Source organism: Inquilinus ginsengisoli, from assembly GCF_050434925.1.
GTDB classification, from domain to species: domain Bacteria; phylum Pseudomonadota; class Alphaproteobacteria; order DSM-16000; family Inquilinaceae; genus Inquilinus; species Inquilinus ginsengisoli_B.
Genome location: NZ_JBNDJK010000001.1, coordinates 3,564,382 through 3,578,143, shown reverse-complemented (window position 1 = coordinate 3,578,143; position 13,762 = coordinate 3,564,382). Strand labels below are relative to the sequence as shown.

At 70.7% G+C, this 13,762-nt stretch carries 16 protein-coding genes; 9 read left to right on the top strand and 7 right to left on the bottom strand.

The genetic code is table 11. The annotated features are described in order from the left end of the window. Positions 1 to 162: 162 nt before the first annotated feature. Together QFZ27_RS17050 and QFZ27_RS17045 are read left to right on the top strand one after the other, a co-directional pair. On the top strand, positions 163 to 1,122 hold the full coding sequence (locus QFZ27_RS17050) for a phytoene desaturase family protein (RefSeq protein ID WP_429227571.1): 960 nt from the start codon (positions 163 to 165) through the stop codon (positions 1,120 to 1,122). 240 nt (positions 1,123 to 1,362) lie between these two features. Continuing rightward, positions 1,363 to 2,571 carry an aminomethyl transferase family protein gene (locus tag QFZ27_RS17045; RefSeq protein ID WP_429227570.1) on the top strand — a complete coding sequence of 403 codons (1,209 nt, stop codon included), beginning with the start codon at positions 1,363 to 1,365 and terminating at the stop codon, positions 2,569 to 2,571. A gap of 25 nt (positions 2,572 to 2,596) precedes the next feature. Here the strand turns inward: QFZ27_RS17045 and QFZ27_RS17040 are convergent, their stop codons facing one another. The 3 genes from QFZ27_RS17040 to QFZ27_RS17030 all read right to left on the bottom strand — a co-directional run bounded on the left by QFZ27_RS17040 (position 2,597) and on the right by QFZ27_RS17030 (position 3,803). Then, on the bottom strand, positions 2,597 to 2,932 hold the full coding sequence (locus QFZ27_RS17040) for a hypothetical protein (RefSeq protein ID WP_429227569.1): 336 nt from the start codon (positions 2,930 to 2,932) through the stop codon (positions 2,597 to 2,599). 83 nt (positions 2,933 to 3,015) lie between these two features. Continuing rightward, positions 3,016 to 3,495, bottom strand: coding sequence for an SRPBCC family protein (locus QFZ27_RS17035; protein ID WP_429227568.1), 480 nt, complete (start codon positions 3,493 to 3,495; stop codon positions 3,016 to 3,018). Beyond that, complete coding sequence (locus QFZ27_RS17030; RefSeq protein ID WP_429227567.1) at positions 3,492 to 3,803, bottom strand: ArsR/SmtB family transcription factor; 312 nt, start codon at positions 3,801 to 3,803, stop codon at positions 3,492 to 3,494. Before QFZ27_RS17030 ends, QFZ27_RS17035 begins: the two co-directional genes overlap by 4 nt. 137 nt (positions 3,804 to 3,940) lie before the next feature. On the opposite strand from QFZ27_RS17030, the gene QFZ27_RS17025 reads away from it, so the two are divergent. Genes QFZ27_RS17025 through QFZ27_RS17010 form a run of 4 tightly spaced genes read left to right on the top strand, consistent with a single transcriptional unit; the run spans position 3,941 to position 9,177 of the window. Continuing rightward, positions 3,941 to 5,200, top strand: a complete 1,260-nt coding sequence (locus QFZ27_RS17025; RefSeq protein WP_429227566.1) for a sarcosine oxidase subunit beta family protein — start codon at positions 3,941 to 3,943, stop codon at positions 5,198 to 5,200. An 11-nt stretch (positions 5,201 to 5,211) separates the two neighbouring features. Continuing rightward, entirely contained in the window at positions 5,212 to 5,487 is a 276-nt protein-coding gene (locus tag QFZ27_RS17020; RefSeq protein WP_429227565.1) for a sarcosine oxidase subunit delta, read from the top strand. Next, entirely contained in the window at positions 5,484 to 8,579 is a 3,096-nt protein-coding gene (locus QFZ27_RS17015; protein ID WP_429227564.1) for a 2Fe-2S iron-sulfur cluster-binding protein, read from the top strand. The genes QFZ27_RS17020 and QFZ27_RS17015 overlap by 4 nt, the downstream gene beginning before the upstream one ends. After that, complete coding sequence (locus QFZ27_RS17010; RefSeq protein ID WP_429227563.1) at positions 8,572 to 9,177, top strand: sarcosine oxidase subunit gamma; 606 nt, start codon at positions 8,572 to 8,574, stop codon at positions 9,175 to 9,177. The genes QFZ27_RS17015 and QFZ27_RS17010 overlap by 8 nt, the downstream gene beginning before the upstream one ends. Positions 9,178 to 9,311: 134 nt before the next feature. Here the strand turns inward: QFZ27_RS17010 and QFZ27_RS17005 are convergent, their stop codons facing one another. Continuing rightward, positions 9,312 to 9,653 (bottom strand): STAS domain-containing protein, encoded by a 342-nt coding sequence (locus QFZ27_RS17005; protein WP_429227562.1) that lies wholly within the window; start codon positions 9,651 to 9,653, stop codon positions 9,312 to 9,314. Between the two features lie 21 nt (positions 9,654 to 9,674). Further along, a complete protein-coding gene (locus tag QFZ27_RS17000; RefSeq protein WP_429232467.1) occupies positions 9,675 to 10,115 on the bottom strand; it encodes an ATP-binding protein in 441 nt (146 codons plus the stop codon). A 308-nt stretch (positions 10,116 to 10,423) separates the two neighbouring features. On the opposite strand from QFZ27_RS17000, the gene QFZ27_RS16995 reads away from it, so the two are divergent. From QFZ27_RS16995 to QFZ27_RS16985, 3 genes are all read left to right on the top strand, one after another. After that, positions 10,424 to 10,921 (top strand): hypothetical protein, encoded by a 498-nt coding sequence (locus QFZ27_RS16995; RefSeq protein WP_429227561.1) that lies wholly within the window; start codon positions 10,424 to 10,426, stop codon positions 10,919 to 10,921. 62 nt (positions 10,922 to 10,983) lie between these two features. Then, complete coding sequence (locus tag QFZ27_RS16990) at positions 10,984 to 11,388, top strand: YybH family protein (protein WP_429227560.1); 405 nt, start codon at positions 10,984 to 10,986, stop codon at positions 11,386 to 11,388. A 226-nt stretch (positions 11,389 to 11,614) separates the two neighbouring features. Then, positions 11,615 to 12,370: an alpha/beta fold hydrolase gene (locus QFZ27_RS16985; RefSeq protein ID WP_429227559.1), complete on the top strand. Its 756-nt coding sequence runs from the start codon at positions 11,615 to 11,617 to the stop codon at positions 12,368 to 12,370. Positions 12,371 to 12,506: 136 nt separating this feature from the next. Here the strand turns inward: QFZ27_RS16985 and QFZ27_RS16980 are convergent, their stop codons facing one another. Continuing rightward, complete coding sequence (locus QFZ27_RS16980; protein ID WP_429227558.1) at positions 12,507 to 13,145, bottom strand: glutathione S-transferase family protein; 639 nt, start codon at positions 13,143 to 13,145, stop codon at positions 12,507 to 12,509. Beyond that, positions 13,139 to 13,759 carry a TetR/AcrR family transcriptional regulator gene (locus QFZ27_RS16975; protein WP_429227557.1) on the bottom strand — a complete coding sequence of 207 codons (621 nt, stop codon included), beginning with the start codon at positions 13,757 to 13,759 and terminating at the stop codon, positions 13,139 to 13,141. Before QFZ27_RS16975 ends, QFZ27_RS16980 begins: the two co-directional genes overlap by 7 nt. Positions 13,760 to 13,762 lie beyond the last annotated feature (3 nt).

Below are 13,762 nucleotides of genomic sequence, written 5' to 3'. Positions count from 1 at the left end.
GCGGCGACGCCCTGGCGCTGGGCAGGCTCGGCTGGGCCATCCGCCGCCTGGGCCGCGAGGAGATGCGCGAGTTCCTGCGCATGATCCTGATGGATGTGGCCGACGTGCTGGAGGAGGAGCTGTCGGACCCGCGCCTGATGGGGCGCTGTCGCCTTCGACGCCGTGCTGGGCACCCATCTCGGCCCCCGTTCCCCGACCTCGCTGCTGGCGCTGCTGCACCGTCTGGCCGGCCAGGCCGACGGCGTGCCGGCGGCGCTGGCCCTGCCCAAGGGCGGCATGGGGACGGTGGCCGCCGCCATCGCCGCCGCGGCCCGGGCCGCCGGGGTCGAGATCCGCACCGGGACGCCGGTGGCGAAGATCCTGGTCGAAGCCGACCGCGCCTCCGGCGTGGCGCTGGCAGAGGGGGCGGAGATCCGGGCGCCGATCGTCGTTTCCGGCGCCAACCCAAGCACCACCTTTCTCGACCTGCTGGGGCCGCGGGCGCTGGATGCCGGCTTCGTCCGCCGTATCGGCCATATCCGCATGCGCGGCAACGCCGCCAAGCTGCATCTGGCGCTGGATGGGCTGCCGGCGGGGCCGGACCTGGCGCTGCTGGCCGGGCGGCTGGTGATCGCGCCGGGCATCGACGCGGTCGAGGCGGCGTTCAACCCGGCGAAATACGGCGAGGCCTCGCCCGAGCCGGTGCTGGAGGCGGTGATCCCGTCCCTGACCGACCCGTCGCTGGCCCCGGTGGGAAAGCACGTCATGTCGATCGTGGCGCAATACGCCCCGGCCGGGCTGCGCGGTGGCTGGGAAACCGGCGGCCCGACCTTCCGCGACCGCATCCTGGCGATGCTGGAGCGGCACCTGCCCGGCCTGTCGGCCCGGGTGCTGACGGCGGAGCTGCTGACCCCTTCCGACCTCGAGGCGCGCTACCGCATGCCCGGCGGCCACTGGCACCATGGCGAGCTGGCGGTCGACCAGCTGATGATGCTGCGCCCGGTGCATGGCGCCGGCCAGTACGCGACGCCGGTGCCCGGCCTGTATCTGTGCGGCGCCGGCAGCCACCCCGGCGGCGGGGTGATGGGCGCCGCCGGCCTGAACGCCGCACGCCGGATCCTGGCGGGAGGGCACGATGGGTGAAATGAGCGCACTTTTCAATCCCCCCTCCCCTTGCGGGAGGGGGGTAGGGGGAGGGGTCTGCGCGCGTCCGCGCGCGAATGCGCCAAAGAACACGTCCTGCGGCCAGAGCCGGATTTCAAAGTTTAGGCCGGTCTTAGCGGCGAAAACCCCCTCCCCCTACCCCCCTCCCGCGAGGGGAGGGGGGACTCTATTAGAGCATGCTCCTCGGAATGAGCCGTGGCCGTCGGCAGAGGCCCCGTGATGCGCCGTCCCCTGCCCCGCGACCATTTCCGCCGGCCGCTGCTGCAGACGCCGTTCCATCCGCGCCTGGCCGCGCTGATGCAGGCCGAGGACTGGTATAACTGGGGCGGCTATGTCTCCGCCCGCACCATCCGCGACGCCGAGCAGGAATACTTCGCCATCCGCAATGCCGCGTCGCTGTTCGACCTGACGCCGATGGTGAAGTACCGCATCGCCGGCCCCGAGGCCGAGGCCTTCCTGGACCGGCTGACCGTGCGCGACGTGTCGAAGCTGGCGGCCGGCCGGGTGCATTACACCTGTTGGTGCGACGATGACGGCCATGTGCTGGATGACGGCACGCTGTTCCGGCTGGGCGCCGCCGAGTTCCGGCTGTGCTGCCAGGAGCGGCACCTGAACTGGCTGCTCGATTCCGCCATCGGCTTCGAGGTCGAGATCGCCGAGGAGACCGAGCAGGTGGCCGCCCTGGCGCTGCAGGGCCCGACCAGCCGGGCGCTGCTGACCCGCGCCGGCTTCGACGGCATCGAGACGCTGAAACCGTTCCAGATCCGCGATGTCCACCTCGACGAGGGCCGGGTCACCGTGTCCCGCACCGGCTTCACCGGCGACCTGGGCTACGAGCTGTTCACGGAGCCCGAGGCGGCGCTGGCGCTGTGGGACCGGCTGTGGGCGGCCGGTCCATGGCACGGGCTGCAGGCGATCGGCTTCGAGGCGCTGGACCTGGCGCGGCTGGAGGCCGGCTTCATCATCGCCAACAGCGACTTCATCACCGCCGAGACCGCCATCCGCGTCGACCGCCGCCGCACCCCGGACGAGATCGGCCTGGGCTGGCTGGTCGACGAGAAGAAGGCCGCCTACTGGACCGGCAAGCGCACGATCCTGGCCCAGCGCCGCGTCCGGTCGGCCCGTTGGTGCCTGGTCGGGCTGGACATCGACGGCAACGTCCCGGCCGACCACGCCATCGTCTATCACAAGGGCAAGGCCGAGGCCGGGCAGATCAGTGCCGCCGCCTGGTCACCCTCGGCCAAGCGCAACATCGCCCTGGCCTCGCTGCGCCGGCCCTATGGCGATACGGTCAAGGACGAGCTGTGGGTCGAGATCTACGCCCTGCGCGAGCTGGTCTACCACAAGCTGATGGTGCGGGCCCGGGTGGTCGACCGCCCCTTCTATGACCCGCCGCGGCGCCGGGCCACGCCGCCGGCCGAGACCTGAGGGGCCCCCGACGGCCAGCCCGCGATCACCAGTGGCGGCCGCGCCGGCCGCGATAGCCCCAGCCGTCATTGTACCAGCGCCGGCGGCGCCAGCCGTCGTCATAATCATTGTCCGAGGCAGCCGCGGCGATGGCGAGGCCGCCCAGCGCCAGCACGCCGACGGCCAGCGCCGTGTTGGTGTCCTGCTGCTGCCGCTCATACTGGGCCTGGTACGACAGCTGGCCGAGCGCGTTGCAGGCATAGGGATCGCCGTAGGAGCATTGCTGCGAGGCGTAATTCAGCTGCATCTCCGACGGGGTCGGCCCGCAGGCCACCAGCAGCGCCAGGGCACCGATTCCGCCGACACGCCACACACCGGTCATCGCGTCGTCTCCTGCCGACACCCGATCGGCCAGAGGCGACGCTGACTCCGAATTGAAGCAAGAATATGGTGCTATGCGTCCCCTCAGGCCGCCTGCTCGGCCAGCGCCGCAAAGGCCCGCAGGACACCGGTCCAGCCGCCGTCGGAGTCGAGCGAACGCCGCGCCGCCGCCTCGGCCTCGCCGAACTTCTCGATGTCGCGGTGCTCGACCTCGATCCGCGTGACCGCGTCGGATTCGGCCAGGAACAGGATCTCCAGCGCGGTCTCGAAACCGGGGTCGAAGCGCCATTCGCCGGTCAGCTGCCAAGCCAGCAGCACGCGGCCCGGCGGCTCCCAAGACACCACCCGGCCCCAATTGCATTCGCTGCCGTCGACGGCGCGCTCGTACCAGCGGCCGCCGGCCTGCGGCTCCATCACCACATCGGCGCGCGGCGCCTGCAGCAGGCTGTGCGAGGGCGGCCACCACCGGCCCATGCCGGTGGTGAAGATGTCGAAGGCCTTCTGCCGGCCGGCCTTGATCCGCAGGCTCTTGCGGATCGCCGCAGGCTTGATGCTCAGGGTCATGATTCCTCCTCCCGTTCGGCTTCTGCCTTGAATGCGTCCAGGGCGTGGTCCCAGAACCGGTCGAGCCAGGCACGCAGCGGGCCGAGCCCGGCGGGGTCGATCTGATAGACCCGCCGCGCGCCCTCGGCCCGGTCCACCACCAGCCCGGCGGATTTCAGCACGGCGAGGTGCTGCGACACCGCCGGCCGGCTGACCGGCAGGCCGTCCGCCAGCTCGCCCACCGCCTGCGGCCCGCGCGCCAGCCGCTCGAACACGATCCGCCTTGTCGGATCGGCCAGCGCCGCGAGGGCCTTTTCTTCGTTAGCCATGGCTTACGGTAAGCAGAAACTTACACAGAGTCAACCCGCCGCGCCCGAACATCCCTCTTTTCCCGAACATACAGTGGTGTACTGTACCGGCAGGATCGGGAGATGCCGGGCAAACCCGGCGAAGACGGGGCGGACGGATGCAGCGGTATTCCTTCCTGTCGCTGGCGCGGAAGGCGCTGGGCGGCCATCGCGGCTGGGAGCCGGCGTGGCGCAAGGCGACGCCGAAGAAAAGCTACGACGTCGTCATCGTCGGCGGCGGCGGGCACGGCCTGGCCACCGCCTACTACCTGGCCCGCAACCACGGCATCACCAATGTCGCCCTGGTCGAGCGCGGCTGGATCGGCGGCGGCAATGTCGGCCGCAACACCACCGTGGTGCGCTCGAACTACCTGCTGCCGGACAACCAGCATTTCTACGAATGGTCGCTCAAGCTGTGGCATGAGCTCAGCGAGGACCTGAACTACAACGTCATGTTCTCGGCCCGCGGCTCGATGTTCCTGGCGACCTCGCTGGGCGGGGCCATGGCGCTGCGCCGCCGCGGCAACGGCATGCGCCTGGCCGGCATCGACGCCGACTGGCTGGAGCCGGACGACCTGCGCCGGATCGCGCCGAACCTGGACTATTCCGACGAGGCCCTGTTCCCGCTGTACGGCGCGCTGATCCAGCGCCGCGGCGGCACCGCCCGGCACGATGCCGTGGCCTGGGGCTTCGCCCGCGCCGCCAGCGACCTCGGCGTCGACATCATCGAGGATTGCGAGGTGCTGGATTTCCAGCGCGACGGCGAGCGAGTCACCGGGGTGATGACGACCAAGGGTCCGATCAGCGCCGACCGGATCTGCCTCGCCACCGCCGGCTCCGCCTCGATCCTCGCCGGCAAGATCGGGCTCAAGCTGCCGATCGAGAGCCACCTGCTGCAGGCCTTCGTGTCGGAGGGGCTGAAGCCGGTGGTCAACTCCGTGCTGTCCTGGGGCGGCAGCGGCCATTTCTACATCAGCCAGTCCGACAAGGGCGGGCTGGTCTTTGGCGGCGACCTGGACGGCTACAACTCCTACGCCCAGCGCGGCAACCTGCCGGTGGTCGAGGACATCGCCACCGCCGCCATCGCGCTGATGCCGAACCTGTCGCGCACCCGCATCCTGCGGCACTGGGCCGGGGTGATGGACATGTCGATGGACGGCAGCCCGATCATCGGCCTGGCGCCGGTCGACGGGCTCTATCTCAACATGGGCTGGTGCTATGGCGGCTTCAAAGCCATCCCCGGCTCCGGCTGGGTCTGCGCCCACACCATCGCCAACGGCGCGCCACACGAGCTGAACCGGCCCTTCGCGCTCGACCGGTTCGAGCGCGGCCGGATCATCGACGAGAACGGCGTCGGCCCGATCGCGAACCGGCACTGAGGAGCGGACATATGCGAATCCCCTGCCCCTGGTGCGGCCCGCGCGACCTGTCCGAGTTCTTCTATGGCGGCGATGCTGAGACGCCCCGCCCGGCGCATGAGGAGACGGCGGCAGCGCCCTGGTTCGACCATGTCTATCGCCACGACAATCCGCGCGGGTCGCACCGCGAGTACTGGCAGCACAACTATGGCTGCCGGTCCTGGATCCTGGTCACGCGCGACACGCTGACCCATGAGATCACGGCGGCCGAGCCGCTGCGCCGCCCCGCGTCGGAGGCTGGCCGATGACTTCGCATCGCCTGGCCCAGGGCGGGCTGATCGACCGGTCGGCACGGCTCGGCTTCCAGTTCGACGGACAGCGCTATGAGGGCCATCCCGGCGACACGCTGGCCTCGGCCCTGCTGGCCAACGGCGTCCGGCTGGTCGGCCGCAGCTTCAAGTACCACCGGCCGCGCGGCATCCTGTCCGCCGGATCGGAGGAGCCGAACGCGCTGGTAGAGCTGCGCATAGGCGGGCGGCACGAGCCCAACACCCGCGCCACCATGGTCGAGCTGTATGACGGGCTGGTGGCACAGAGCCAGAACCGCTGGCCGTCCCTGAGCTTCGACGCGCTGGGCGTGGTCAACAGCGTGCTGGCCCCGGTGTTCCCGGCCGGCTTCTACTACAAGACCTTCATGTGGCCGGCCTCGTTCTGGGAGCCGGTCTATGAGCGGATCATCCGCCGCGCTGCCGGCCTCGGCACCGCGGCGACGGCGACCGACCCCGACCGCTACGAGCGCCGCCACGCCTTCTGCGACGTGCTGGTGGTGGGCGGTGGGCCGGCGGGGCTGAGCGCCGCGCTGGCCGCGGCAGAGTCCGGCGCCCGGGTGATCCTATGCGACGAGGGCGACCGCTTCGGCGGCACCCTGCTCGGCGAGGACGAGCCGGTCGGGGGCCGACCGGCAACGGAGTGGGTGGCCGAGCGGCTGGCGGCGCTGCAGGGCTTCGGCGACCGGGTGACGCTGGTGCCGCGCGGCACCGCCTTCGGCCTCTATGACCACGGCACAATCGGGCTGGTCGAGCGCGTCGCCGACCATCTGGCGGAGCCGCCGCCGCACCTGCCGCGCCAGCGCTTCTGGACCATCCGGGCCGCGGCGATCGTGGTCGCGGCCGGGGCGATCGAGCAGCCGCTGGTGTTCCCGAACAACGACCGCCCCGGCGTGATGCTGGCCGGCGCGGCGCATCGCTATGCCCATCGCTTCGCCGTGGCGCCGGGCCGGCGGGTGCTGGTGGCCGGGATCGACGACGGCGCCGCCCGCACCGCCCTGGCGCTGAAGCGGCACGGGGTCGAGGTCGCCGGGCTGGTCGACAGCCGCGCCGCCCTGCTCGGCCCGCTGGCGGATGAGCTGCGCGCCGCCGGCATCGCGGTCCATGCCGGGTCGGCCGTTCGCAGCACCAAGGGACGCCTCGGCGTCGAGGGTGCCCGGATCGGCACGGCCGACGGCAGCGGCAAGGCGCCCGCGATCGATTGCGACGCCATCGCCATGTCCGGCGGCTGGATGCCGACCACGCATCTGCTGAGCCAGCGCGGCATCCGCCCGAAGCTGGACTGGACCCGCGGCGGCTTCGTGCTGCCGGACCTCGACGGCCCGCTGCTGGCCGCCGGCGCCTGCGCCGGCCGCGCCACCACCGAGGCCGCGATCGCCGACGGGCTCGCGGTGGGGCGGCAGGCGGCGCGGTTCCGGCAAATTATGAGAGTCCCCCCTCCCCTCGCGGGAGGGGGCCAGGGGGAGGGGGTTGGTGCAGCCGGAGCAGAATCCGCCGCACCGAGCCCTTCATCGACACCCCCCTCCCCCTACCCCCCTCCCGCAAGGGGAGGGGGGACTGGATGGGAGCGCCCCACCCCTGCCCCGGCGACCGCCCCGGTGGTCGCGGACCCGCAGGTCGGCGGCAAGGCGTTCGTCGATTTCCAGAACGACGTCACCGCCGCCGATATCCGCCTGGCGGCGCGCGAGGGCTTCACCTCACCCGAGCACATGAAGCGCTACACCACCCAGGGCATGGCGACGGACCAGGGCAAGACCTCGAACGGCCCGGCGATGGACATCCTGGCCGATGCCCGCCGGCTGCGGCGGGGCGATGTGGCGGCGCCGACCTTCCGGCCGCCCTACACGCCCGTCGCCTTCGGCGCCATCGCCGGCCGGTCGGTCGGCTGGCACGCCTACCCGACCCGGCGGCCGCCCTTCCACGAGATCCAGCGCGCCGAAGGCGCCGTCTTCATCCGCTCCGGCGGCTGGCTGCGGCCGCATTACTACCCGCGGCCGGGCGAGGGCCTGGGCGAGGCGTCGCTGCGCGAGGCCCGCCACGTCCGGTCGAATGTCGGCGTGTTCGACGTCTCGACCCTGGGCAAGGTCGATGTCAGCGGTCCCGACGCGGCGGCGTTCCTGGAACGGCTCTACGTCAACCGGATCGAGACCCTGCCGGTCGGCCGCTCGCGCTACGGCATCATGCTGCGCGACGACGGCATCGTGCTGGATGACGGCACCGTCACCCGGCTGGCCGAGGACCGCTTCTACGTCACCACCACCAGCGCCAAGGCGCATGACGTGGTGCGGATGATGGAGCGGCTGACCGAGGTCGACTGGCCGGAGCTGCGGGTGGCGGTGACCGAGCTGACCGAGGCCCGGGCCGCCTTGGCCTTGACCGGACCTGACGCCCGCGCGGTGCTGGCCCGGCTGGTCGGCGACGCCGCGGATGTCTCGAATGACGCCCTGCCGTTCATGGCGGTCCGCGACGTGATGGTCGACGGCCTGCCGGTCCGCATCCTGCGCGTCAGCTTCACCGGCGAGCTGGGCTACGAGCTGCATGTCGAGGCGCAGCACGCCCACGCTCTGTGGCACCGGCTGATTGCGGCCGGCGAGCCGATCGGGCTGCAGCGCTTCGGGCTGGAGGCGCTGGAGCTGCTGCGGATCGAGAAGGGCTTCCTGACCGGCGCCGAGATCAACGGCCAGGTCACCCTGGCCGACCTGGCGCATGAGCGCTTCGCCAAGCGCGAGGGCAACTACATCGGCAAGACGATGGCCCAGCGCGAGGGCCTGGCCGACCCGGACCGGCCGCGGCTGGTCGGGCTGGTGTCGGAGACCGGCGAGCCGCTGGTCGCCGGAGCCCATCTGGTCGAGGGCGGCATGTACCGCCCGAACGAGCCGACCCAGGGGCACGTCACCTCGACTTGCACCGGCCCGGTGACCGGGCTGCCGATCGGCCTCGGCTTCCTGGCCCGCGCCAAGGAGCGGATGGGCGGCACCATCTTCGCCACCGACCCGCTGCGCGGCAGCCATATCAAGGTCCGCGTTACCGAGCCCTGCCTATATGACCCGAAGGGGGAGCGCGTCCGTGGCTGATCTGAACCCGATCGAGGCGCTGTCGACCCTGGACGCCGAGGGCCTGAGCTTCCGCCCCTGGCGCCCCGCCGCGATCCTGCAGCTCGCCGCCTGGAGCGAGGACTCCGCCGCCGCGTTGGCGACCTGGGAGCGCGGCGTGTTCGGCGCCGCCGTCGCCGAGGCAGGCGCGACGCTGACGGCGGGCGGCCTGCGGCTGTGGCCGACCGCCCCCTGGCGCCGGCTGCTGATCGCCGAGACCGATGCCCTGCCCGACCTGCCGGCGGAGGTCGCCGCCGTGCCCTGCACCGGCGGCTTCACCGGGCTGCGGCTGGACGGACCGCGGTCGCGCGATCTCTTGGCCAAGCTGGCGGCGGTCGACCTGCACCCGGACATGCTGGCCGAGGGCGACTTCGCCACCGCCCGGCTGGAGCATGTGCGGGTGCATCTGCAGCGCGCCGGCGCCGACGCCTTCGACCTGCTGCTGCCGGTGTCGTACGCCGAGTTCACCCTCGGCGCCCTGGCCGACGCCGCGCTGGAATTCGGCGCTCGGATCGACCCGGCGCTGCTGCACCGCCCGACCCCACCCCAGGAATCGCCGCGGGCGTTCAGCCTGAAGTAGAGCCTGCCCTCGCCGTCATTGCGAGGAGGCGAAGCCGACGAAGCAATCAGGGGCCACGCCAAGCGGCCCTGGATTGCTTCCCCCGGCTCAAGGCCGGGGTCGCAATGACGATGTTGAGAGCCTAAAGGTCCCGATCAGGCGAAAGAGGCCACCGCCTCGTCCTCGCTGCCGTGAATCTCGAACATGGTGCCGAGCCGGGCGATCGTCAGGACCTCCTGGACCTTGGGCTGGACCGAGACCAGCTTCAGCTTGCCGCCGCGGTCGGACACCGCGGCGTGGCTGCTGGCCAGCACGTTGATGCCGGACGAGTTGAGGAAGTCGACCCCGCCGAGATTCAACGCGATCTTGGTCGCGCCGCCGTCGAGCGCCTGGCGCACCGCGCCGCGCACGCCCGGATCGTCCCCGCCGCTGACGAGCCCGCCGACGACGTCCACGATGGTGACGCCGTCCCGGATGCGGGTGGTGACCTTCGCCATGATCTTTCCTTTCCTCTGGTTTCAGTGATCCGGGTGGGGCGTGACCCCGCCCAGCCGCCGGCGCAGGGTGGCGACGGTGCCCCCCGATAGGCCGGGCCCATGGCCGACTTCGTCCATCAAGGCCCGCATCAGCAGCAGGCCCCGGCCGCCCGGCCGAGCCAGGTTCTCCGGCAGCAGCGGATCGGCGACGCCGGCCGGGTCGAAGCCGGCGCCCCGGTCCGCGACGCGGATGACGAGGTCTTCGCCGTCGCAGGCGAGCTGGACCTCGACCGGCCGGCCGGGGTCCCGGCGATTGCCGTGGACGATGGCGTTGACCACCGCCTCATGCGTCGCCAGGCCGATCCGGTGGCAGGCGTCGTCGTCGAGGCCGAGCCGCCGGAGCGCCGCGTCCACCTGGGCCTGGACGGCGTCCATCGCCTCCAACCGGCTGGGGATCGCGAGATCGAGCAGCACGTCCTGCACTGGCAAGCCTGTGGCCGGGGTGGCAAGAAGGGCGCGAAAGGCGCCACGGATGTTAACGCCATTGATCATATCCGATCATCGGCAATTAGGAATTGCAACTTACAAACCGAATTATTCGGCACTTCTATTTTAATCAAATAAAAATAGAATCTATATTATCGAGGGCGATTTCATAATCGGGCATTTTTTGACCGAAGTCGTTCCGGCGACCTGGGAATGGGGCAGGCCCGGAACCGCAATTTTCTCCAAGCGGCGACCACCCGGCACGGCCTAATCCAGACCATCCCGATACCACCGGAGTCCTCGCCATGCCCGCCTTCCCGTCCCTGCAAGCCGCCCTGTTCGCCGACGGCCCGGCGCCCGATCGGGCCGAGAAGATGGCCCTCTATGGCTGGCTGATCGGCGACTGGGAGATGGACACCCGCCTGTTCGCCGAGGACGGTAGCGCCACGCCCGGCCGCGGCGAGATCCATTTCGGCTGGGCACTGCAGGGCCGCGCCATCCAGGATGTCTGGATCCTGCCGGGCGCCTTCTTCGGCACGACGCTGCGGATCTACGACGCCGGTCTCGACGCCTGGCACATCCTGTGGCACGACCCGCTGAAGCAGTACTACACCCGCCAGCTCGGCCGGGCCGAAGGCCGCGACATCGTCCAACTGGGCAGCGACGAGAGCGGCGCCACCTCCCGCTGGAGCTTCCGCGAGATCACGCTTGATGCCTTCGTCTGGCGGGCCGAGCTATCGTCCGATGGCGAGCGCGACTGGCGCCTGCTGGCCGAGTTCCGGGCCCGGCGGATCGGCTCCTAGGGGCTGGCCGCACGGCCGGTTCCGGCTAGATTGGTTCCGTCCCGCAACCGGAGAGGCCTGCGATGACGGAAGACGAGCGCGTGATCCGCGACCTGGTCGACACCTGGATGGCGGCCAGCAAGGCTGGCGACACTACGACCGTCCTCAGCCTGATGTCGGACGATGTCGTGTTCATGGTCCCCGGCCACGAGCCCTTCGGCAAGCAAGCCTTCGCCGCCGCCGCCGGCCAGTCGGAGTTCCGCATCGACGGAAGCAGCGAGATCCGCGAGCTGCAGGTGCTGGGCGACTGGGCCTGGCTGCGCAGCCATCTCGACATCACCATGATCCCGCCGGTCGGCCAGCCGGTGCGGCGCACGGGCTGGACCCTGACCATCCTGCACAAGCAGCCGGACGGACACTGGCTGCTGACCCGCGACGCCAATTTGCTGACAGTGCAGCCGACTGCTGCCCAAGCAACACCGCGGTAATCCACAAAAAATCGTCATGGCGAGGTGCGAAGCACCGTGGCCATCCAGGGGCCGGTGCCGCCGGATGGCCACGCCCCTTCGGGGCTCGCCATGACGGGTCAATGCTTCATCCGGCCGGAATGATGTCATTGATACCTGACAGATATCAAAACGAGCAGAAGCGATATTTGATCGATCAGAGGCGGATCGCCAAACAGGACCGGAGCCCACCAGCCCGGAGGAAACCGTGTCCATCCTGCGCGCATCCCGAGCCGCCGTCCTGGCCGCCGCCCTTGCCGCGGGGTCGGCCGAGGCGGCTCCCGACCTCATCCGCGAGGAGTTGCGGGTCACCACCGCCGACGGCATCGGCATCCGTGTCCGCGAGGTCCGGCCCCGCGCCGGCGCCGCCGGGGAGCCGATCATCCTGGTGCACGGCGCCAGGGTGCCGGGGATCGCCTCCTTCGACCTCGACGTGCCCGGCTCGTCCGCCGCCGATCCCGACCACCCGGGCCGGCTGAGCCCGAAGCTCGGCGGCTACCGGCTGACCACCGCCGCCTCACTGTTCCCCTCCTGGGACGAGTCGATCCCGGCCGAGGACAAGGCGAGCTGGCGCGATCCGGCCGTCGCCGAGGCCTATGCCCGGGCGGCGCTGGCCAGCGATCCTGCGTCGGAGACGCGCGATCCCCCGGCCTTCCGCGCCCCGGCCGGCGCCGCCGAGGACAGCTTCTACCAGGCGGCCGGCCGCCGGCTGTTCGATGCCGGCTCGATCACCGCCCCGGTCCTGCTGGTCCGCTCCGAGCATGATTTCTGGAGCCGGCCGGAGGATATGGCCGCCTTCGCCCATGACACGGTGCGGTCCGAAGGCGTGCGCAGCATGACCCTGCCCGGCGCCACCCATTACGTGCATCTCGACCGCCCCGAGCGCGGCCGGGACGCGCTGATCGCGGAGATCGCTGCGTTTCTGGGACCGCAGACGGATCAGGCCGCTCCGAACAACAACTGACTCAAAAAGATTGTCATGCCCGGGCTTGACCCGGGCATCCAGAGATTGTCGACATCTTCTGGATTGCCGGGTCAAGCCCGGCAATGACAAATAAGAAGCTTCTCCTTATTTGGAGCACTTGTTCTCAAGCATCTCCTCAATACGCCAGCCGCCCATACATGTCGTCGAAGGGCATCATCACATGCTGGCGATAGGCCGGCCGCTCGACCAGGCGGGCGTACCAGGCGCGGACATGCGGCACGGCCGGCGTCTCCAGCCCCATGCCGAAATAGCGGTACAGCACGGTGCCGGCCGGGATGTCGGCCAGGCCGAAGCCGTCGCCCGCCAGGAAGGGCCGGCCGGCCAAATGCTCGTCGAGCAGCCGGAAATGGCCGGCGCAGGCGTCCTGCCTGCGGGCGACCAGCTCGCGGTTGCGCTCGGCCTCCGGCGTCCGCCAATGGCCCCAGAACAGATCCATGAAGTCGCGCTGCAGAGCCGACAGCGACCAGTCCATCCAGCGGTCGGACAGCGACCGTTCGGCTGGGTCCGCCGGCCACAGCCGGCCGTCCCGAGCGGCGAGGTAGCGCAGGATCGAGTGCGATTCCCACACCACCGTGCCGCCATCGTCGATCACCGGCACCCGGCCATGCGGGTTCATCGTGCGGAAGGCCGGATCGTCCAGCCCGCCGAAATCGCCGCCTGCCGGGATGTGCTCGTGCGGCAGGTTCAACTCGCCGACCAGCCACAGCACCTTCTGCACGTTGAAGGCGTTGCGCCGGCCCCAGATCGTCAGCATGGCTCCGATTCCTTGAACGGTCGTCCGGTCAATACGTCGTCATAGATCGTCAGGTAGCGCAGCCGCTCCGGCCGCGGCTCGCGGAAGGCCATGGCGTAGTAGCCGATCTGGTGGAAATAGCTGACCCGGGTGCGGATCAGCGCCTCGTCGCCGGCATAGCCCATCTGGTCGAAGGCCCGGCGCAGCAGGCCCATGCGGTGGTCGTCGGCGTCCTGCACCGCCCGCGCCACCTCCTTCGCGGCGCGGCCCCAGTCGCGCACCGCCATGTCCAGCGCCGGGCTGAACGGGTCCTCGTCGACCCAGACGTTGCGGAAGGCGCGGAACAGGGCCGTGCCCTCGAGGTCGATACGGCTTTCCAGCGCTTCGAAAGGCGCGCAGTTGCGGCGGCGCCATTCCACCAGCAGCGCCGCCAGCAGGTCCTTGCGGCCGTTGAAGTGAAAGTAGAAGCTGCCGCGCGTCACCTTCAGCGACGTCGCCAGCCGGTCGACCTTGACGCTGGCGACGCCGCCCTTCTCCAGCACCTTCAGCGCGGCGCGGATCCAGTCCTCGCGGCTCAGCGTCCGGCGGCCGTTTCCCGCTTCCGCCGTCGCTTTGCTGTTCTTCGCTGTCGCCAATGC